This window comes from Stenotrophomonas sp. ASS1 (assembly GCF_004346925.1).
GTDB lineage: Bacteria > Pseudomonadota > Gammaproteobacteria > Xanthomonadales > Xanthomonadaceae > Stenotrophomonas > Stenotrophomonas maltophilia_A.
Map to the genome: position 1 here is coordinate 85,435 of NZ_CP031167.1, position 20,412 is coordinate 105,846.

The following is a 20,412-nucleotide window of genomic DNA, read 5'->3' on the forward strand; positions in this document are numbered from 1 at the left end:
AAGCGCCAACCAAGGTTGGCATCTACCAAGGGCAACCGGAGGGATCCGATCCCGGGATCAATTCCCGGCTTCAGCGTCGCCGTTCCAGCCACCACAGCAGCGATGCGCACAACACGAACGCCAGCCACCACGGCCAGCGTAGGCCTGCCACGGGTTGCATCACTGACGCGTCTGCCGGCGTGCTGGCAGCCAGTGCACGTGTGGTCGCATCGATCATCGCCTGCCGATGCAGCGTCGGTGCATCCTTCGGGTCGAACACATAGCGCCAGACAACGATGTCGCCGTGCTGCAGGCGCTGCCAGCCCGGTTCGCGGGGCCACCAGCCAGCGCAGCGCAGCGCCGACGTCGCGCCATCGACGATCAGGGGTACATCGTCGCCACGCCTGTTGAAGACCTGCAGCGGCGCCTGCACACCGCACAGCGTCTGTCGTTCGCCTGCCCAGCCGATCGGTTGCGGTGACCACAGCGCATCAGCGCTGCCCTGTGCACGTGCCAGCGTGGCCACCACGCCGCTCCACAGTTCGCCGTGGCGGTCGTCGCGCCCGGCCAGTACCCAGCGCCAGCTGTCGGTCAGCGGCAGCAGGCCGATGCGGCCCTTGCCGGCAGCGCGCCAGCCACCGACAGCCTTGCCCGTGCCATCCTGCAGCAGGGCGGTGCTGCCCGGTGCCCGCAGCGCGAGTGCTTCCAGCGCAGGCAGGGGAGCATTGTGCGAGCTGCGGTCAGCCTCTTCGCCGTAGCCGGTCGGCAGCGTACCCGCGGCGAGCGGGCCACGCCGTGCGGCGAGGACCGCGCTGTCGCCGTCGCCGGGAAGTTCGAGGGTGCGGCTGCTTCCATCGCCCTGCACCGGCAGGCCCAGATCGCGGAGGCGCTGGCGCGCGCTGGCCGAAGGTGCGCCCGCACTGCGTACCAGCACGCCCAGTCCCTCGCGCAACGCCTGCCGCACGGCAGCCAGCTGGCCGGCACTTAATGCGGCCAGGCTGCGCTCGTCCAGCAACAGCAGATCGCTGCGCGCGAGTGACGCCGCATCCAGCGCGACCGCGCCATCTCCCACGCTGACACCCGCCCCGGTATCGGCCTGCACCTGCACGCGGATGCCGGCATCGGCCGCCCAACGCCGCAGGTACTTCAGCTCTGGACCCGGCGCACTGGCGCGCACCAGCAGGCGCAGCGGTGCGGCCGGCAGGGTCTGCTGCGGTACCGGTACGCTGTCCACTACATGGCCGTCGGCATCGAGCAGGCGCAGCTGGAACACGCTGCGGCCCTCGGCGCGGGCGATGCCGCTGAGCTTCACGCGCCCGTCCTCGGCAACGTCCGTGCGATCAACCACGCTGTCGGCGGGGTCAAGCAGCTCTGCTTTCGCTTTGGCCGCGCCACGCGCCTGTGCTTGGACTTCAAAACGGGCACCGGGAGCGACATCGGCCGGTGGTTGCAGTGCGATCCAGCCGCGCGGCTCCGGTGTGGCCTGCCAACGTACATCCGGTGGCAGCAGCGCGTCACGGTCACGTGCGGCCAGGCCCGCACCGACCAGCGTCAGCGTGGCGGCCGGATGCTGGCGCAGCGCGGTGGCCAGGTCGGGTACGCGCTGTGCGCCGGGTATATCGGCAGCTTCCGGCAACAGCAACAGCGGGCCTTCGCTGGCCGGGAGTGCGCCGGCCTTGCCGGCATCGGTTCCGAGCACCACCAGCCCGCCTGCAGGTTGCTGGCGGGTGGGCGGCACCAGGCAGAAATACAGCAGCGTGGCGACGATGATCTGCAGTGCGATCACGATCCACCGGCGGCCAGGGTGCGCGGTGTTTCCACGCAGCTGGCGCACGCTGGCGATGACCACGATCAGGGCGAGTGCCAGCGCAATCCACAGGTTCACAGCGGAGGCGTTCATGGCTGCGCCTCCAGCGCGTCGAGGTAGCGCTGGCCCATCGCATCGGCGGCACTGCGCCGCATCGCCTGCGGCAGCGGACGCTGCAGCGCCCGCCACAACTGTGCGCGCAGGCGCTGGCGACAGTCGCTGCAGTCGGGCTCGATGCGCAGCTGCTCGATGGCCGCAGCCAGATCGAGTGCATCGGGCAGGTAGGCCGCGTTGCGCTGCTGCCAGGTCGCGAGCGCGTCCAGATCCGGCGCGCCGGTGTCGTCGCCGAGACGCTGCCAGGCTTCGACGATGGCCGGATCGGGCGGGGTGCGGGCGGCCAGCGGCAGTTCACGACTGGCCAGCCCGGCACGGTCACCGCCGAGGCGGCGGCCTTCATCGATCGGTGGCAGCTCCGGTCCGACCCGGGCCAGATAGATGCGCTCGGCCTGCTGCACCTGCTTGATGAAGCCCAATGCCTTGTAGGCGAAGGGTAATGCCTGCTCCGGTCGGCCTTGGCGCAGCTCGCCTTCGGCCGACCACATCTGGTCCAGCGCGGCCTTCAACGTGGCGCGGGTCTGCGGATCGAGCAGGGTGGCCGCCTCGGCATGGTCATGGGTGTGTCCGTATTCCGAGAGCACGTCGGTGGCGCTGCCGAACACCGGTGGCGTATCGGCATTGGACGCCTTGCCGCCGTGATCGTGGCCATGCTCATCGTGCGCTCCGGCCTCGGCGCCATGGTCGTGATCGTGATCGTCGTCGTGATCGTGGTCGTCTGCGGCGGGCGTATCGCTGGTGGGCAGGTCGCTGGTCGGCGGTGGCTTCGGCGCACCTTCGCTTTCCTCACCCAGGAACTGGCCGTAGCGCAGGCGCAGGATGCGCTGGTCGACGCCGATCGCATCGCTGCGCTTCACGAAGTCCTCGGCGGCGAGAGTGCGGCGCTGCCGGATCAGCGCTTCGGCATCAATGATGATCTGCCGCTGGCTGCGGAAGTAGGCCGGCAGGGTCTTCTTGATGCGGCCTTCCAGCTCTGCACCGAGCGCGACTTCGGCGCTGGGCAGGCGCAGGATCACGCTGCTGCTGCGCCCGGTCTGCGGCGTGGGTGTGTGGTTGTCGCGCACTTCCAGCTGGGCGATGACATCGTTGCCGGGTTGTGCGCCTAGCGCGGCTAGGTCGAGAGTGTGGGCGAAACGCCGCGCGGTGGCTTCGCCGCTGCCGGCAAGCGTGACGCTGCGCTTCACGAAGGTGATGTTCTCACCGCTGCCCTGGGTGGTGGTGATCGACAGCGTTGCCTGCGCCGCGACACCGTAATCGTCGCTGGCCTCGAAGCGCAGCGCCCATTGCCGTTGCCCGGGCGTGCCCAGCACCAGGCTGGCGGCCGGCTCCAGCACGCGCACGCTGGGCGCGCGGTCGGCCACAACATCCAGCCGGTACAGGCGGGTTTCGGCCAGCGCCGGTTCGCTCACCACGCGGTACAGCACCGGCGTGCGCGCCACATCCTGTGCCTGCCACTGCCCATCGCGCTCGCTCAGCGGCAGCCGTCGACCATCGTGGAACTGCAGCCATGCCTTGGCCGGTGCGTGGTCGAAGCGCAACGACCACGACAGCCGGCTGTCGGCGGCGACCTTGGCATCCAGTGCGTTCTGGGTGAGCGTGGACTGGCCGGTATAAGCCGGTGCGTCGATGCGCAGGCGGGTGGACTGCAGGTGCAGTGGGCCCGCGGCAGCCGTGCTGCCAGGTGCCGCCGTACGGGCTGGCGCGGAGACGGGGCTGGAACGTGGCCAGCCGACTGCCAGTGCAACGATGGCCAGGCCTGCGATCCCGCACAACGCCAATGCCCCACGCGGCCAGCGCGGACGCAGTTCCGGCATCGCGCGTTCCAGCGTGGCCAGCACATGTGCGCGCTGGCGCTGCTGCAGCGGATTGAGGGTGAGCGTATCGGCGAACAGCAGATCGGCACTGTCCTCGCTGGCACCACTGCCATCGAGTTGGCGCTGCAGCCACTGGCGGTCCAGCTGGCGGGCACGTGCAGTGGCGAAGGCCGCGCAGGCGAGCAGGCTGACCGTGGCGACCACGCAGGCGATATCGAAACCGGACAGCCGCAGTGCGAGCGCCGTCGCAGCCAGCGCCCACGGCAGGCCCAGCAGCAGGGTGATGGCGGCGCGGCGACGACGCGCACGTTGCCAGGCATGCTGCAGCGTCTTCATGCGATCGCCCTGCGCCGCGCGCTGCTGGCCATCCAGCGTTCCAGTGCGAACAGCAGCACGATTGCCAGCAGAAGCCACGCCGTGGGCTCACGCACCGGCGATGCTGCGGCGGGCAGTGCAATCTGGCGCGGCGCCTGGTCCTGTGCATCGCCCACGCGTGGCGACGGCGGCGGCTGCAGGGCCAGCAGCAGGGAACGCGGCAGCTGTGGATCGCGCAGCGCGGTGTTGCTGGCGGCATCCCAATCACCCGGTAGTGACAGCAGGCGGCCAAGGCCGACACGTTGCTGCCACAACAGCGGCACGCCTTCGGCGCTGCGCAGCAGGACCTGGGCTTCCGTGGCGGGCTTGGTGGCGATCAGCACACTGCCGCCGTCGCGCAGCCAGGCCTGCCAGTTCGCCGGCAGTGCGTCGTTGCGGCTCCATACGCCGATCTCGCCGCGTTCGGGCAGGGCATCCGCCACCAGAGGAGCGAGCGGCGCCTGCACGCCCCACGCGCGCTGCAGTGCATTCAACCAGTGCTGGGCAGCGGCCGAAGCATCGCTGTGCACGCGAAGGCGCGGCGACGTTGCGGCACGCGGTTGCGCAGTGACCGGCATCGGCTGCGGGCGCCACTGTACCTCGCGCGACAGCTGCAGGCGTGCGCCGTCCAGGCCGGGCAGGGGATCGGGAACGTGCACGGTCAATGCGGTGCCAACGGGCAGCTGCGCGTCCAGTTCGCGCAGCAGGCTGGGCAGGGATGCGCTGGTTGCAGGTGGCGCCTGATCAATGGCCGGGAAGCCGGGCGCCAGCCAGTGCCAGTTGCCCGCTTCGGCGGTGCCGCGCAGAGCGGTCGCGTCCAGCCCTGGAGCAACGACCGTCCACGCAGTGGGGGCTGGTGCAGGCCCGGTCAACGCAGGCCGTGCCAGCAACAAGGCCAGCGCGGCCAGCAACAGCAGGCGCACCAGCAGCAACGGCCAGTCATCGAAGCGGATGCGCTGGCGTGGCCGGATCTGTGCGCGCAGCCAGCGCAGCGCGGCGAAATCCAGCGGTGTGTACGGATGGCGGCGGGCGAGGTGGATCAGCAGTGGCAGCAGCCACGCGGCCAGCGCTGCCAGCCCCAGTGGGAACAGCAGGCTCACGCGTCGCTCCCGCGACCGAACAGCGCCTGCAGCGGCTGGTCCAGCGGTTGGTCGAGCCAGCCGGCTGCGCTGGCAATCCCGCTGGCCTGCAGCCGCGACTGCAATGCGCTGCGTGCGTCGGCGAAGCGTTGCAGGTAGTCGGCGCGGATCGCCGCGCCATCGCCCAGCAGTTCCTCGCCGGTCTCCGGGTCGCGGAAGCGGTGGCCGGCGTCGAACGGGAAGTCGCGTTCGTCGGCAGTCAGGATCTGCAGCAGGGCCACTTCGCGGCGCGCGCTGGCCAGTTGTTCCAGCAGCGCGATGCAGGCTTCGTCGAAGCCGTCGCCAACTGCCAGCAGCAGGTCGCCCGGACGCACGCGCTCCCACAGCGGGCGCAGGCGATCGGCCGCAGGCCAGCCACCGCGCGCCTGCAGCGCATGAAGTTGAAGGTGCACGCGGTCACGTTGGCGTGCGCCGCTCGCTGCGGGCACCAGCTGCAGTCCATCGGCATTGATCGCCAGCAGGCCGAAACGGTCGCCCTGCTGAAGGGCCAGTTCGACCAGGCAGGCGGCAACGCCGCGCATGTGGTCCAAGCGCGTGCGTTCCGGCGCCGCGCGGTCGGCCTGACCGGCCGAAGCGGTGGCATCGAGCAGCAGCCAGACCGTGATCGGGCTTTCGCGTTCGGATTCGCGTACGAAGAAGCGGTCCGAGCGGGCGTACAGCTTCCAGTCGATCTGACGCAGTTCGTCCCCGGGCTCGTAGGCCCGGTACTGGGCGAATTCGAGACCGGCACCGCGGCTGCGGCTGGCGTGCTGGCCGATGCCGCTCGCACCGCTGGCCAGGCGCGGCCGCAACCGCAGCAGGCGCAGGCGCGCGCGCAGTTCGGGTGGCAGGGTCAACGACGTACCAGCGTTCACGCGTGGATCAACCCGGGAACGGCACGGCCTGCAGCAGGGCGGCGACCACGTCGTCGGCACGCTTCTGCTCGGCCTCGGCGGCGAACGACAGCAGCAGGCGATGGCGCATCACCGGTGCGGCCAGTGCCTGCACATCCTCGCGGGTGGCGGCGAAGCGGCCCTGCAGCAGTGCGCGTGCCTTCGCCGCCAGCACCAGCGACTGCCCGGCGCGCGGGCCCGCACCCCACTTCACCCACTGGTTGATCGCCGCGGGTGCGCCTTCGCCTGGGCGGCTGGCGCGCACCAGGCGGGTGATCCAGGTCAGCACATCAGGGCTGACATGCACCTGGCGTACTGCGGCCTGCAGCGCGATCACCGCTTCGGCATCCATCACCTTCGGTACCGCGTCGGTGGCACCGCCGGTGGTCTGTTCCAGGATCTGCCGCTCTTCGTCCTCGCTCGGGTAATCCACCAGCACGTGCAGGAGGAAGCGGTCCAGCTGTGCTTCCGGCAGCGGGTAGGTGCCGGCCTGCTCGATCGGGTTCTGCGTGGCCAGCACGAAGAACGGTGCAGGCAGTGGATACGTGGTGCCTGCGTAGCTGACGGTACGTTCCTGCATCGCTTCCAGCAGCGCGGCCTGGGTCTTCGGCGGGGTGCGGTTGAGTTCGTCTGCGAGCAGCAGGTGGGTGAAGATCGGGCCCTGCTGGAAACGGAAGTGGCGATGGCCGGTGCCGTGGTCTTCCTCCAGCAGCTCGGTGCCGAGGATGTCGCTGGGCATCAGGTCCGGGGTGAACTGCACGCGCCGGAACTGCAGTTCCAGCGCCTGCCCGAGCGAGCGCACCAGCAGGGTCTTGCCCAGCCCCGGGGCGCCTTCCAGCAGGCAGTGGCCCCCGGCCAGCAGGCCGATCAGCAGCTGTTCGACCACGGTGTTCTGGCCCACCACCGCGCGTGCGAGCGCAGCGCGCAGATCGTGCAGACGCGGCAGCAGGGAGTCGAGGTCAGCGGTGGTCATGGGCGTGCAGGTCCTATCAATTGTTCAACGCGTACATCACGATGTTGACGCCGAAGCGGGTGTTGTCTTCGGCCAGGAAGCGCTTGTTGCGCCAGTCGTAGTCCCACTCGCAGCCGTAGTCCTTGTTGCTGTAGAGCAGGCCCAGGCGGCCGTCGACCTCGATGCCTTTCAGGTAGTCGTGCACCAGGTCATCGCCCCAGCCGTTGAGTTCGAAGCTGGTGGCGGGCGGGCCATCGGGGAAGCGGAAGAAGCTGCGGTACAGCGGGTGGCTGTTGGGCAGCTTCTGCAGTGCCTTGGGACCAAACAGGCGACCCATCTGCGCCTCGAACGAGGTGGCGAACAGGCCGTCGATATCGTGGTTGCAGTCGTCGACGAAGACGAAGCCGCCATTGCGCACATAGCGCACGAAGTTCTGCCGCTCGGCGGCGTTGAACTCCACCAGCGTGTGCCCGGCCAGGTAGCAGAACGGCGCTTCCAGCATGCGTGGGTCGGCCAGCGCCACCACATGCTCCTGCGGATCCACGCGCAGCGAGGTGTAGTCAATCAGCGAGGTGATCAGGTTGGACGGCATGCGCGCGTCCACGTCCCAGGCACCGGAGTCGTACTGCAGGCGGGTGAACCAGAAGTCGTAGCGCGAACTGCGCGGGCCTGACTGCGCCCAGGCTGGCAGCGCCGCCGCCGAAGCGGCAGCGGCCAACCAGCGCAGGCAGGCCCGGCGATCCATCAGACCGCGTCGGACAGCGAGGTGAAGGTGAAATCGCGCAGCTTCATCGGCGGGATCATCATCACGTAGCTGGATTCATCACCGGCCACGCGCACCGGCTTGCCCAGCTCTTCGATGTTGTTGAGCATGATCACCGGCGATTCGTTGAAGCGGAAGTTCTTCACCGGGTGCTTGATCTGGCCGTTCTCGATGTAGAAGGTGCCGTCGCGGGTCAGGCCGGTCAGCAGCACGGTCTGCGGATCGACCATGCGGATGTACCAGGTACGGGTGACCAGGATGCCCTTCTGGGTGCCGCGCACCAGCTCGGCGGTGCTCTTGTCGCCACCGCTCATCAGCAGGTTGCCCGGCGTTGCCTTGGCGGTCTTGCCCTGCTTCTGCGCCCAGAAGCGCGAGTAGTCCAGGTTGGCGATCTTGCCGTTCTCGATGATCGCCATGCGCTCGCGTGGCATGCCTTCGCCGTCCCACGGCAGCACCGGTGCGTCCGGATGCCACGGATCGGCAATCATGGTCACGCGCGGGTCGTAGACCTGCTCGCCCAGCTTGTTGCCGCCGCCCTTCTTGGACAGGAAGCTGCGGCCTTCATCGGCCGAGCGTGCGCTGAAGAAGTTCATCATGAAGCTGATCAGGCCTGCGGCCGCGGCCGGTTCCAGGATCACCGTGTACTTGCCGGGCTCCAGCGCCTTGGCTTCGGCCGACTCGGTGGCCTTGCGCATGGCGATGCGGATGTCCTGGTCGGCCTTGAAGTCGGCGGCATCCTTCAGGTTGCGGCCGACCCAGCCCGAACCGCGGCCATCTTCGGTACGCACGGTGCAGGTGTAATCGAAGTTGGTGGTGCGCTGGTAGGCGAAGTTGCCGTTGCTGTTGGCGGTGGCCTGGAAGCCCTGGCCGTCTTCGAGGAAGCCAGCGGCGATCAGGCCGTGGCCACGGCACGGGGCGATCGAATCGGCGGCGACCTTGGCGCGGAAGGCCGGATCGATCGCTGCAGTGGATTCGCTGAAGGTCGGGCTGGCGCGATAGCTCTGCTTGCCGATGGCCGGCATGAACTCCGGGTTCTCCGGCGCCAGGCGCGCCAGGTCTTCGGCGCGGCGTACCACGCGTTCCAGCGCGGCATCGTCGAACTCGTTGATCGAGGCGGTACCCACGCGCTTGCCGAAGGCGACGGTGACCGCCAGCTCGGTGTTGTCGACGATGCCACTGGTGGAGACGTTGTTCAGCGCGAAACGGATGTTGCCGCTGATCGCGCCGGCCAGCACGGCGGTGCATTCGTCGGCCTTGGACAGGGCGATGACCTTGTCGAGGATGGCCTTGGCCTGGGCTTCGGTGAAGATACTCATGGTGTAAGGGCTCCTGACCGATCAGCCGAGGCTGCGTGCGGTGTTGATGACGTTGATGCCGTTGAAGCGCGCGGTCGACGAACCGTGCGAGACCGCCGAGACCTGGCCCGGCTGGCCCTTGCCGTCGAAGAACGAACCGCCCAGGCGGTAGTCGCGCTCGTCGGCCACGGCGGTGCAGGCGTTCCAGAACTCCGGTGTGCGGATCTGGTAGGCCACGTCTTCCAGCATGCGGGTGATCTGGCCGTTCTTGATCTCGTAGAACAGCTGGCCGCCGAACTGCGCGTTGTAGCGCTGCTGGTCGATCGAGAACGAACCATCACCGATGATGTAGATGCCGTTCTCCACGTCCTTGATCAGGTCCGGCACGCTCAGCGGCTTCTTGCCCGGTGCCATCGACACGTTGGCCATGCGCTGGAACTGCACGCTGGACCACGAGTCGGCGTAGCAGCAGCCGTCGGACTCGGTCTTGCCGAGGATGTGGGCCTGGTCGCGGATGGTCTGGTAATCCACCAGTTTGCCGTTGCTGATCAGGTCCCAGCGCTTGCACTTCACGCCTTCATCGTCGTACGCCACCGCACCGAGGCTGCCCGGCTGGGTCTTGTCGGCGAAGATGTTGACCAGCTCGCTGCCGTACTGGAAATGCTGCTCGCGCTTGTCCAGGGTGGCGAAGCTGGTGCCGGCGTAGTTGGCTTCGTAGCCGAGCACACGGTCCAGCTCCAGCGGGTGGCCGATCGACTCATGGATGGTCAGCCAGGTGTGCGACGGGTCGAGCACCAGATCGTACTTGCCCGGCTTCACCGACGGGGCCTTCAGCTTTTCCTGTGCCTGCTTGGCGGCGGCGATGGCATCTTCCTTCATGTTGTAGGAAGAGCTGTAGTTGACCACGCCATTCGGGCTGACCACCTTGCCGGCAGCCGCGCCGTCCAGATACTCGTAGCCCAGGCCCATCGGCGAGGACAGGCCTTCGCGGGTACGGAACTTGCCGCTGGACTTGTCGATGGCGGTGATCGTCATCGGTGCCCAGATGCGGTGCACGTCCTGGTCGATATAGGAACCATCGGTGGAGGCGAAGTACTTCTGCTCGTTGACCAGGAACAGCATCGAGTTGACGAAGCTGGCACCGGCGCCCATCGCCGCAGCGTTGACGTCCAGCAGCAGGCCGACCTTGTCCTTGATCGGCACTTCCATCGCATTCTTGCGGATAGGCGTGCGCCAGCTCACCTCACCCACGCCCGGCGCCTTGGCCAGCTGTACCGGTGCGGTCTGCACGCCGGCATTGGCCTTGGCGATTGCTGCGGCCTGCTGCGCGGCCTTGGCTACATCGGCCGTACCCAGCGCATTGGTGGCGGCGAAGCCCCAGGCACCGTTGACGATCACGCGGATGCCCACGCCGGTGGACTCGGTGTTCACCACGTTCTGCACCTTGTCCTCTCGGGTGATCACGAACTGCCGCAGGTAGCGGCCGATGCGCACGTCGCAGTAGGTGGCACCGGCCTGGCGGGCAGCGGCCAGTGCTGCATCGGCCAGGCGCTTCTTCAGCCCCAGGTCCAGCGTGCTCTGCAGTTGTTCAGCGGCAATCGCCTTGCCGAAGAAGGAGGGCACGATCAGCCCGCCCGCGGTAAGCCCGGTCAGGGCCAGGAAGTCACGTCTTTGCAAGGCTGCTCTCCATGTCGAAGGATGGGTGGCTCAAGCGCCGAGACTGCGCGCGGTGTTGATGATGTTGATGCCGTTGAAGCGGGTGGTGGACGAACCGTGCGAGACCGCCGAGACCTGGCCGGGCTGGCCCTTGCCGTCGAAGAACGAACCGCCCAGGCGGAAGTCACGCTCGTCGCAGATCGCAGTGCAGGCATTCCAGAATTCCGGCGTACGGATCTGGTAGGCCGCATCCTCGACCATGCCGGCGATCTTTCCGTCCTTGATCTGGTAGTACAGCTGGCCGCCGAACTGCGCGTTGTAGCGCTGCTGGTCGATCGAATACGACCCACGGCCGTGGATGTAGATGCCGTTCTCCACGTCCTTGATCATGTCTTCGACGCTGAGCGGCTTTTTGCCCGGCGCCAGCGAGACATTGGCCATGCGCTGGAACTGCACGCTGGACCAGGAATCGGCGTAACTGCAGCCATGCGAGGCATCGCGGCCGAGGATGTGGGCCTCATCGCGGGTGGCCTGGTAATCGACCAGGATGCCGTCGCGCACCAGATCCCAGCGCTGGGTCTTCACGCCTTCGTCGTCGTAGCCGACCGCACCGAGGCTGCCCGGTTGGGTCTTGTCGGCGAAGAAGGTGACGATGTCGCTGCCCCAGCGGAAACCGGCATCGCGCTTGTCCAGCGTGGCGAAGCTGGTGCCGGCGTAGTTGGCTTCGTAGCCGAGCACGCGGTCCAGCTCCAGCGGGTGGCCAACGTTCTCGTGGATGGTCAGGAACAGGTTGGACGGGTCCAGCACCAGGTCGTACTTGCCCGGCTTCACCGACGGCGCCTTCAGCTTCTCGCGCGCGTGGCGGGCGGCGGCGATGGCGTCCTCGACCGGGTCGTAGGAATCGCGGTAGGCGGTGATGCCACCGGGCAGCTGCACCTTGCCGCGCGCATCGCCATCGAGGAACTCGTAGCCCATGCCCATCGGCGAGGACAGGCCGGCACGAGTGCGGAACCTGCCGCTGGCCTTGTCGATGGCGGTGGCAGTGAACGGCAGCCAGATGCGATGGATGTCCTGGTCGATGAACGAGCCGTCGCTGGAGGCGAAGTACTTCTGTTCATTGACCAGGAACAGGGTGGAATTGATGTAGTCGGCGCCCGCATTCAGCGCGGCGGCGTTGAGTGCCAGCAACAGCTCGACCTTGTCCTGGATCGGCACCGCCATCGCGTTCCTGCGCACCGGGGTCTGCCAGCGCACCTCGCCCACCGACGGCGTCGGTGCCAGCTGCACCGGCCGGGTCTGGATGCCGGCGTTGGCGCGGGCAATCGCTGCGGCCTGCTCGACCGCTGCGCGCACGGCAGCCTCGGTCTGCTGGTGGGTAGCGGCAAAGCCCCAGGCGCCGTTGACGATCACCCGCACGCCGACACCGGACGATTCGCGGTTGGTCACATTGCCGACCTGGTGCTCGCGGGTGATGACCGACTGGTTGAGATAGCGGCCGATGCGCACGTCGCAGTAGCTGGCCTTGGCTGTGCGTGCGGCGGCGAGCGCAACGTCCGCCAGGCGTCTGCGCTGGGCGGTATCGACCGGGGCGAGCAGCTGCTCGGCGGCGATGGCACGGGAATGCGGCAGCAGCAGGCCCGCCAGGCCCAGACCGGAAAAAGCCAGGAACTCACGTCGTTGCACAGCGTTTCTCTCTCTCGCTTGCGTGCGGTTGGCAACGGGCCGGACCGATCACGTCAACTCCTCGACTTTCGCCAGCGCGGCGCGTCCGGGCAAGTGACTGCAGTCATGGTTGGGTGGGTTTCGGCAGGGCTTGCAGCCCTGCACCTGCTCAATGCAACGGCAACGGCAACGGCCAAAGCCAGAGCGGCATTCCGTGGGTTGGTGGGGCGGTGTCGGACTGCGGGGACGCCGCAAGTACGTCCCTGTAGGCTTGGCAGCCGCATCCATGCGGCTGACACCCCGCAATCCGACACCGCCCCACCTTCGACAGGTTCACTCGGCTGTTGGTAGGTGTCGACCTTGGTCGACACGTCTGTCAGATATCGAAATGTATCCGGGGTCAGAGCCGTTCTCCTGCGGAAAACGGATCTGACCCCAAGAGCCGTTCCGACAGACCGCAGAAAACTGTCGAAGGCGGGGTGGGTCCGGTTGCGGGGGCGTGAGCGCCATGGATGGCGCGACCGAGCCTCCATGGGTGAGGGCGCTTTGCTTGCGAAGCACCGCTTCGCAAGCGCCCGAACGCACAGCCGCCAGCGGCTGGGCCGGACCCCGGAGGGGGATTCACGGCGTCCCCCGCAACCGGATCCACCCCGCCATCCCACAGGAAGCCCGCTGTTGCTGTTGCTTTGGCTGTTGCCGTTGCTCCGGCTTCGGCGGGTGCAGGGCGCCGAAGCCCTGCCGAGCAACACCCCCTCGTGCACAATGGGGCCGACCCCGCCTGGACACCGTCCCTGATGTCGAGCAAGCCGTATTCAGAAGCCTGCGAGCGCAACCGCGAACCCATCGCCACCGCACTCGACCCGTGGATGGGCGACCGCCATCGGCTGCTGGAGATCGGCAGTGGCACCGGCCAGCACGCGGCGTTCTTCGCCGAGCGCTGGCCGTGGCTGCGCTGGCAGCCCAGCGACCATCCGGACCATCTGCCGGGCATCGAGGCCTGGCGCGCGGAGGCGGCGTTGCTGAATCTGCTGCCGCCGGTGGCACTGCAGGTGGAACTACCCCCGGCGCCGGGCCTGTCGTTGCCCGAGGGCAGCACGTTCGATGCCGCATTCAGTGCCAACACGTTGCACATCATGGGCTGGGAGCATGTGCAGGCGCTGTTCGCCGCGCTGCCGTCGGTGCTGCGGCATGGTGCGCTGCTGGCGGTGTACGGCCCGTTCAACTACGGCGGTCGCTACACCAGCGACAGCAATGCGCAGTTCGATGTCTGGCTGAAGACGCGCGACCCGCGCAGCGGCATCCGCGATGTGGAAGCGGTGCAGGCGCTGGCGGCGGACAACGGCTTCACCCGCCTGGGTGATGTGGCGATGCCGGCCAACAACCGGTTGCTGCTGTGGCGGCTGGGGTGATCAGGCGTCCGGCGACATGCTGGAAAGGCGTGCCGCCGCAGCGCGCAGCCCGTTGAAAATGGGTTCGGACACGTTTACGGGGAAATCACTTGGGAGCTGACGCGTGACCTGCTCGATGGCGGGTTCGACGGCTGCGATCAGCGCTTCGATCCACGGCTCCGCACCATCAGCGACACCACAGGCGCGTGCGGTTTCGTTCCAATGGCGTCGTCGCACAAGGTGCAGCTTCCGGTGGCGATTCTTGCCCTGGACGGACATGGCGAGCTGTGCATTCCGCGGGTCGAGCTGGTTTGGCCCCCTACCCAGGATGGGATGCACCGACAATACGTCGTAGACGGGTGTCAGGCGGAAGCGTCCACCGGCTTCGAGGTAAACACTGAAGTTCTTGGCATGTCCATCGGTTGCAGCCAACATCCAGAAAAGAATCTGCGTCTTGAAGAAGGTCGCCCGATCCTCGAAATGCTCGGATTGTCGAAGCAGATCCATGATGGTCACGATGCCTGGGCCGCCATCGGATTCATACTTCCTGGCAGCGGGCAGACCGAAGACCTGGCACATGTCTTCCTGCGGCAGCCGCAGCCACCATCGGCGATCCGCAGAAAGGCGGCGGTCGAATCGCTCCACAATAAGCGCGCGTTCGTCCTTGAAGCGTCCCATCTGCGTATTCGCAACGGGGATTCCAAAGGCGGAAAGCAGTTGCATGCACAGCCATTCGTTCTCGACGGATTGGTGCATGTCCGCCCGCATGTTGCCCACAATGCCAAGCGGCAGCTTGAAGATGTGGGTGGATGGGGTACTGCCGGTAGGAATGCACCACTGGCCAGCATGCAGCAGAAGTCCCGTCTTCTCCTGCGCACCGGCGATGGATATGCGGAACGCATCATCACTGGTGGGTGCGCCAGGTAGATTCCCTGCCGTCACCTGACGCAGGATCGCAGCGACGCCTGATTCGTCCAACGCTTCGCACGTAATCTGCTGGATGTCCCCCGGTGTATGCGAAAGCGGCAGCAGTTGCACTGCGCCGACGCAATCCCGGCCAATGGCTTCGAGAAGATCGAACGTGTCGCTGCTGCGCGTGGAGAACCTGTCGCGGATCCGGTTGCGGATGACGGCGTTGTCGGGAAGAAGGTTGTCGAAGTAGTTGTTGACGACATCGCCCCGATGGCTCTCACCCTCCGGGAGCAGGGGCAGTGAGAGTGACAACGGCCGGGACTGGGCGGAGCTGATCCACGAGTCGACGTACGAAAGCCGGGAAGAGCCGCTCCGGGCATCATCCCAGAGCGCGACCTCGACACCATTCATCCAGACCCGCAGCGTACCCATGGCTCACCACTCCAACGTTGACGTTGTCTCCGGGGGGCTTCGCTGCTGCAATCTGACTTCCAGACCCAGCACTGCCCAGACCCGCATCAGCCGTTCGAAGCTTGCCGATGCCGGGTCGCGCTCCAATGCGCCTACTGCCTGGCGGCTTATGCCGAGCTGTGCCGCCAACTGCGCCTGGCTCAGGCCCGCCTGGCGCCTGAACGCACGCATCAGCGGTGCCAGTTGTTGAGGTGTCCTCACCGTGTGCAGCGGCCTGTCCATATCGGCAGTCCCCTAGAAAGTGACCGTACGCGAACGTGTACGCAAAGGATAGGTTGCATTACCACAAGCAACCTATCTCTTTCCTTCGCTGGAGGCAATCTATCGATTGCTATTTCAATATGCAATCAATAGGTTGCTTTCGTGCCGTCAGCGGTGCTCAAGCCACCTGCACGATGTGCAGCGCCTTCGGGTTCCGCCACTGCGCCAGCAGGGCGGCTTCGCGCGCCTTGGCCTGCTCGAAATGCGCTTCCTTGACGTGGCCGAAGCCGCGGATGTGCTCGGGCACGCTGGCGATCTCCACCGCCAGCGCCAGGCGGTCGTCATCCAGGCCGTCCAGCAGCAGCTGCACGGTGGCCTCGTAATCGCCGATCAGCTTGCGCTCCATGCGGCGTTCCTCGGTGCGACCGAACACATCAAGCCGGCCGCCGCGAAGGAACTTCAGCTTGGCCAGCAGGCCGAAGGCCTTGAACATCCACGGGCCGTATTCCTTCTTCAGCAACCGGCCCTGCTCGTCCTTCTTGGCGAACAGCGGCGGTGCCAGGTGGAAGCGCAGCTGGTAATCGCCCTCGAACTGCTGCTGCAGGCGGCGCTGGAAGTCGCCGCTGGTATACAGGCGGGCCACTTCGTACTCGTCCTTGTAGGCCATCAGCTTGAACAGGTAACGGGCTACGGTCTCGGTCAGCGCGGTGGAACCGCCGATGCGGTCGGCTTCGGCGGCGCGCACGCGCTCGACCAGGCTGCGGTAGCGGTTGGCGTAGGCAGCGTCCTGGTACTCGACCAGGAACGAGGCGCGGCGCTCGATCATTTCATCCAGCGAGCGCGACAGGCGTGCATCGTCCAGCGGCAGGAATGCCACGTCGCCACCGTGCGAGGGCAGGCCACGCAGTTCGCGTTCGTCGCCGGTGTTGCGCGGTGCGGCGGTGGCGCCCCATTCGTTGCCCTCCCACTCGCCCGGCGGCAGCGGGTGCAGCGGGCCCGGGGTGGATTCGGTATCGGTGTGGCGGTTGCGCACCAGGCCGGCGGCCTGCTGCACGGCCTGCGGGTCGACCACGGCCAGGCGGCCCCAGGCGAAGGCCTGCTGGTTCATCGCCACGGCCGCACCGTTGAGTTCGATGGCGCGCATCAGCGACTCGAACGACAGCGGCACCAGGCCCTGCTGCCACGCATAGCCGAGGATGAACAGGTTGGCGGCGATGGCATCGCCCAGCAGCGCGGTGGCCAACTGGGTGGCATCGAGCAGCAGCGGCTCCTGGCCGCCCAGGGCTACGCGCACACCGGCGATGATGTCGGCGGCGGGGAACTGCATGTCCGGACGGGTGGTGAACGTGCCCGGCATCGCTTCGTAGGTGTTCAGCACCACTTGCGAACGGCCGGCGCGCACCTTCGAAAGCGCCCAGTAGTCGTTGACCACCACCATGTCGCAGCCCAGCACCAGGTCGGCTTCACCGGCGGCGATGCGCACGGCGTGGATGTCATCCGGGCGGCGTGCGATGCGGATATGCGTGGTCACCGCGCCACCCTTCTGCGCCAGGCCGGTCTGGTCGAGCACGGTCGCGCCCTTGCCTTCCAGGTGGCCGGCCATGCCCAGCAGTGCGCCGATGGTCACCACGCCGGTACCGCCGACGCCGGTGATCAGGATGTTCCAGGGTTGTTCCAGCGTGCCGCGGATGGTTGGTGCCGGCAGATTGTCCAGCAGGGTGGAGGCATCGCGCTTGCTGCCCTTGCGCGGCTGGCCACCGTGTACGGTGACGAAGCTCGGGCAGAACCCGTTCACGCACGAATAGTCCTTGTTGCAGTTGGACTGGTCGATCTCGCGCTTGCGCCCGAACTCGGTTTCCTTCGGCAGCACCGACACGCAGAAGCTCTTCTTGCCGCAGTCGCCGCAACCCTCGCAGACCAGCGAATTGATCAGCACCCGCTTCTGCGGATCTTCCAGCTTGCCGCGCTTGCGGCGGCGACGCTTCTCGGTGGCGCAGGTCTGTTCGTAGATCAGGATCGAAACACCCTTCACCTCGCGCAGGCGCTTCTGCACCTCATCCAGCTCGCTGCGGTCGTGGAACTCGACGTCGCTGGGGAAGTGCTCGCGCTGGCCGGTCCACTTGCCGATGTTGTCCGACAGCACCACGATGGTGTGGATGCCTTCGGCGCGCATCTGCTTTGCGATGTCGGGCACGCTCAGCGGGCCGTCCACCGGCTGGCCGCCGGTCATCGCCACCGCGTCGTTGTAGAGGATCTTGTAGGTGATGTTGACGCCGGCGGCGACCGCCTGGCGGATCGCCAGCGAGCCGCTGTGGAAATAGGTGCCGTCGCCCAGATTCTGGAATACGTGCGGGGTGTCGGTGAACGGCGCCTGCCCGGCCCAGGTCACGCCTTCGCCGCCCATGTGGGTGAAGGTGTCGGTGCTGCGGTCCATCCAGGTCACCATGTAGTGGCAACCGATGCCGGCCAGCGCCCGCGAGCCTACCGGCACCTGGGTAGAGGTGTTGTGCGGGCAGCCCGAGCAGTAGTGCGGTACGCGCGGGAAGCTGGCGCGCGGCAACGCAAGCTCGGCTTCCTTCTCCTGCATCCACTGCAGGCGCTGCTCGATCGATTCGTTGTTGAAGAACTTCTGGATGCGGCGACCGATCACGCCGGCGATGGTGGCCGGCGTCAGCTCACCGGTGGACGGCAGGATCCATTCGCCGCTTTCATCGTACTTGCCGACGATGGACGGGCGCTGGCCCCAGCTGGCCGGCCAGTTGAAGAACTGTTCCTTCATCTGGCGCTCGATGAAGGCACGCTTCTCCTCCACCACGATGATGTCTTCCAGGCCCTGCGCGAAGCGCGCAATGCCCTGCGGTTCCAGCGGCCAGGTCATGCCGACCTTGTACACGCGGATGCCGATGTCGGCGCACGCGGCTTCGTCCAGGCCCAGGTACTCCAGCGCCTGCAGCACGTCCAGGTAGCTCTTGCCGGTGGTGACGATGCCCAGCCGCGCGCGCGGCGCATCCATCACCACCTTGTCGATGCCGTTGGCGCGGGCAAAGGCCTGTGCGGCCTTCACCGCATAGCGGTGCAGGCGCATTTCCTGGTCCAGCGGCGGGTCTGGCCAGCGGATGTTGAGGCCACCCGACGGCATCTCGAAGTCTTCCGGCAGCACGATGCGGCGCGCCATCGGATCGACCTCGACCGAGGCCGACGATTCCACCGTCTCGGCGATCGTCTTGAAGCCGACCCAGCGGCCGGTATAGCGGCTCATCGCCCAGCCCAGCAGGCCCATGTCGAGGATGTCCTGCACGCCGGCCGGGTTCAGCACCGGCATCATCGCGCTGACGAACTCGTCCTCGCTGCCGTGCGGCAGCGTCGAGCTGCGGCAGGCATGGTCGTCGGCAGCCAGCGCCAGCACGCCGCCGTAGCGCGAGGTGCCGGCGGCATTGGCGTGCTTGAACACGTCGCCGCAGCGGTCCACGCCCGGGCCCTTGCCGTACCACATGCCGAACACGCCCTGCACGTTGGCGCCGGGGAACAGGTTGGTCTGTTGCGTGCCCCACACCATGGTGGCGCCCAGATCCTCGTTCAGGCCCGGGGTGAACTTCACCTTGGCTGCTTCAAGGTGCTTGCGCGCGCGCCACAGCTCCAGGTCGAAGCCACCCAGCGGGCTGCCACGGTAGCCGCTGACAAAGCCGGCGCTGTCGATGCCTTCGGCGGCGTCGCGCAGCCGCTGCATCAGCGGCAGCCGCACCAGCGCCTGCACGCCACTCAGATAGATCCGCCCCTCGCTGCGGGTGTACTTGTGGTCGAGCGTGTAATCACGGTCGAGCAGGTCGGCGGACGAGGGCGAAGTGAGTTGCGCGGTACTGGTCATGGCTGGCCCGGTAGGATCGGCTGGCACCGGCCGCGTGCAGGCACGCGGCGGGAAAGGCGCGAATTGTAGCAGCGGGGCCGCGAGGCCCCGGCACTCGCGCCCGCGGCGGTGCTGGGGTTAGGATCGGGGAGAGAGAGGGAGGCTGCAGTTGCGGCCTGGGGAGAAGGGATGTCAGTTCCAGGAAAGATCCTGGCCAGCGTGCTGCTGGCCTCGGGAGTGGCCACTGCGTGGGCCGCGCCGGCCGTGCCGGCACCACAGGAGTTCTACTTCGACAACGACCTGGCGGCAACGCCGATGGTGGCGGTGCAGGGCGAGGGCGATGAGCTGGTGGCCCAGCTGGTCAAGCTGCGTGAGCGCGGCCGCCGCGCGGTGGAAGCGACGGTGCAGCTGGCATCGGTGGCCGGCGCGCAGGGCCGTGGCGAGCTGGCCGAGCAGCTGTATGGCGAGGCGATGAAGGAGGCGCCGGCACAGAGCAGCAGCGGCCGCAGCGTGCGCTGGAACTACGGTTGGGACCTGCTGCGCCAAGGCAAGCCGGAGGCGGCGCTGGAACAGTGGCTGGTATCGGCCAGCAACGCCCGTACGAAGCCCACCTGGGTGCCACCGACCTATGCGTTGGCATTGTGGCGGATGGGGCAGAAGCAGGAGGCGGTGCAGTGGTATGCGGCTGCGGTACGCACCGAGCCGACGCAGTGGAGTACCACGGCCAACTATGGGCAGCTGCTGCCGCAGTGGCGTGAGGATGAGCGCGCGTCGCTGGCCGAGGTGCAGCAGGCCTGGGCGGCCGCACCACCTGCCTGGCCCTGAGGGAAGGGGTTCGGCCGGGTTGCACCCGGCACCCGCAGAGGCAACAGCTGAAGCAACAGCAACAGCCGAAGCAACAGCGGGCTTCCTGCGGGATGGCGGGGCACTGTGGGTTTGCGGGGCCGCCGTAAACCCGTCCTGGGGGCTTGGTCGCCGCATCCATGCGGCTCACACCCCGCAAACCCACAGTGCCCCGCCTTCGACAGATTCCGGCAGCTGTTGGTAGGTGTCGACCTTGGTCGACACGGTAGATCCACGCCATGCGTGGATGAATCTGTATCGGAATCGACTATTCGATATCTGATCGAAATGCAGCCGAGCGTGGGCTCGGCTCTACAAAGAGCGGCCGGCCAAGCGCTTTTGCCTT

14 protein-coding genes are annotated in these 20,412 nt (G+C 67.3%); 2 read left to right on the forward strand and 12 right to left on the reverse strand.

What is annotated here, in order from left to right; all coding sequences use genetic code 11:
* Positions 1-70: 70 nt before the first annotated feature.
* From MG068_RS00365 to MG068_RS00405, 9 genes are read right to left on the reverse strand one after another with little or no spacing between them, the layout of a single operon-like run.
* The gene (locus MG068_RS00365) at positions 71-1,879 is read right to left on the reverse strand and encodes a hypothetical protein (RefSeq protein ID WP_132808710.1); all 1,809 of its coding nucleotides are present in this window, start codon (positions 1,877-1,879) and stop codon (positions 71-73) included.
* Positions 1,876-4,050 carry a hypothetical protein gene (locus MG068_RS00370; protein ID WP_132808712.1) on the reverse strand — a complete coding sequence of 725 codons (2,175 nt, stop codon included), beginning with the start codon at positions 4,048-4,050 and terminating at the stop codon, positions 1,876-1,878. Before MG068_RS00370 ends, MG068_RS00365 begins: the two co-directional genes overlap by 4 nt.
* Positions 4,047-5,168 (reverse strand): BatA domain-containing protein, encoded by a 1,122-nt coding sequence (locus MG068_RS00375; RefSeq protein ID WP_132808714.1) that lies wholly within the window; start codon positions 5,166-5,168, stop codon positions 4,047-4,049. Before MG068_RS00375 ends, MG068_RS00370 begins: the two co-directional genes overlap by 4 nt.
* On the reverse strand, positions 5,165-6,061 hold the full coding sequence (locus tag MG068_RS00380) for a DUF58 domain-containing protein (RefSeq protein ID WP_132808716.1): 897 nt from the start codon (positions 6,059-6,061) through the stop codon (positions 5,165-5,167). Before MG068_RS00380 ends, MG068_RS00375 begins: the two co-directional genes overlap by 4 nt.
* 7 nt (positions 6,062-6,068) lie before the next feature.
* Entirely contained in the window at positions 6,069-7,052 is a 984-nt protein-coding gene (locus MG068_RS00385) for an AAA family ATPase (protein ID WP_132808718.1), read from the reverse strand.
* A 16-nt stretch (positions 7,053-7,068) separates the two neighbouring features.
* Positions 7,069-7,776, reverse strand: a complete 708-nt coding sequence (locus MG068_RS00390; RefSeq protein WP_132808720.1) for a DUF4159 domain-containing protein — start codon at positions 7,774-7,776, stop codon at positions 7,069-7,071.
* Positions 7,776-9,110, reverse strand: a complete 1,335-nt coding sequence (locus tag MG068_RS00395) for a TldD/PmbA family protein (protein ID WP_019336350.1) — start codon at positions 9,108-9,110, stop codon at positions 7,776-7,778. Before MG068_RS00395 ends, MG068_RS00390 begins: the two co-directional genes overlap by 1 nt.
* A gap of 21 nt (positions 9,111-9,131) precedes the next feature.
* Positions 9,132-10,766, reverse strand: coding sequence for a TldD/PmbA family protein (locus tag MG068_RS00400; RefSeq protein ID WP_032128710.1), 1,635 nt, complete (start codon positions 10,764-10,766; stop codon positions 9,132-9,134).
* A 30-nt stretch (positions 10,767-10,796) separates the two neighbouring features.
* Positions 10,797-12,428, reverse strand: a complete 1,632-nt coding sequence (locus MG068_RS00405) for a TldD/PmbA family protein (protein ID WP_165929912.1) — start codon at positions 12,426-12,428, stop codon at positions 10,797-10,799.
* A gap of 773 nt (positions 12,429-13,201) precedes the next feature.
* Here MG068_RS00405 and MG068_RS00415 point away from each other — a divergent pair.
* Positions 13,202-13,816, forward strand: a complete 615-nt coding sequence (locus MG068_RS00415) for a DUF938 domain-containing protein (RefSeq protein WP_132808723.1) — start codon at positions 13,202-13,204, stop codon at positions 13,814-13,816.
* On the opposite strand, the gene MG068_RS00420 is transcribed toward MG068_RS00415, so the two are convergent.
* The 3 genes from MG068_RS00420 to MG068_RS00430 all read right to left on the reverse strand — a co-directional run bounded on the left by MG068_RS00420 (position 13,817) and on the right by MG068_RS00430 (position 19,244).
* Positions 13,817-15,139, reverse strand: coding sequence for a type II toxin-antitoxin system HipA family toxin (locus tag MG068_RS00420; protein WP_107431360.1), 1,323 nt, complete (start codon positions 15,137-15,139; stop codon positions 13,817-13,819).
* A 3-nt stretch (positions 15,140-15,142) separates the two neighbouring features.
* Positions 15,143-15,400 carry a helix-turn-helix domain-containing protein gene (locus tag MG068_RS00425; protein WP_004134030.1) on the reverse strand — a complete coding sequence of 86 codons (258 nt, stop codon included), beginning with the start codon at positions 15,398-15,400 and terminating at the stop codon, positions 15,143-15,145.
* A 157-nt stretch (positions 15,401-15,557) separates the two neighbouring features.
* Positions 15,558-19,244, reverse strand: coding sequence for an indolepyruvate ferredoxin oxidoreductase family protein (locus MG068_RS00430; protein ID WP_132808725.1), 3,687 nt, complete (start codon positions 19,242-19,244; stop codon positions 15,558-15,560).
* A 168-nt stretch (positions 19,245-19,412) separates the two neighbouring features.
* Between MG068_RS00430 and MG068_RS00435 the strand changes: the two genes are divergently transcribed.
* A complete protein-coding gene (locus MG068_RS00435) occupies positions 19,413-20,048 on the forward strand; it encodes a tetratricopeptide repeat protein (RefSeq protein ID WP_032128715.1) in 636 nt (211 codons plus the stop codon).
* The last annotated feature ends 364 nt before the right edge of the window (positions 20,049-20,412 follow it).

What these genes read in the sequence shown, in the direction of transcription:
- MG068_RS00370 (WP_132808712.1), bottom strand. Translation starts at nt 4,050, where the DNA reads ATGAAGACGCTGCAGCATGCCTGGCAACGTGCGCGTCGTCGCCGCGCC.
- MG068_RS00430 (WP_132808725.1), bottom strand. Translation starts at nt 19,244, where the DNA reads ATGACCAGTACCGCGCAACTCACTTCGCCCTCGTCCGCCGACCTGCTC.
- MG068_RS00420 (WP_107431360.1), bottom strand. Translation starts at nt 15,139, where the DNA reads ATGGGTACGCTGCGGGTCTGGATGAATGGTGTCGAGGTCGCGCTCTGG.
- MG068_RS00395 (WP_019336350.1), bottom strand. Translation starts at nt 9,110, where the DNA reads ATGAGTATCTTCACCGAAGCCCAGGCCAAGGCCATCCTCGACAAGGTC.
- MG068_RS00365 (WP_132808710.1), bottom strand. Translation starts at nt 1,879, where the DNA reads ATGAACGCCTCCGCTGTGAACCTGTGGATTGCGCTGGCACTCGCCCTG.
- MG068_RS00390 (WP_132808720.1), bottom strand. Translation starts at nt 7,776, where the DNA reads ATGGATCGCCGGGCCTGCCTGCGCTGGTTGGCCGCTGCCGCTTCGGCG.
- MG068_RS00415 (WP_132808723.1), top strand. Translation starts at nt 13,202, where the DNA reads ATGTCGAGCAAGCCGTATTCAGAAGCCTGCGAGCGCAACCGCGAACCC.
- MG068_RS00435 (WP_032128715.1), top strand. Translation starts at nt 19,413, where the DNA reads ATGTCAGTTCCAGGAAAGATCCTGGCCAGCGTGCTGCTGGCCTCGGGA.
- MG068_RS00425 (WP_004134030.1), bottom strand. Translation starts at nt 15,400, where the DNA reads ATGGACAGGCCGCTGCACACGGTGAGGACACCTCAACAACTGGCACCG.
- MG068_RS00385 (WP_132808718.1), bottom strand. Translation starts at nt 7,052, where the DNA reads ATGACCACCGCTGACCTCGACTCCCTGCTGCCGCGTCTGCACGATCTG.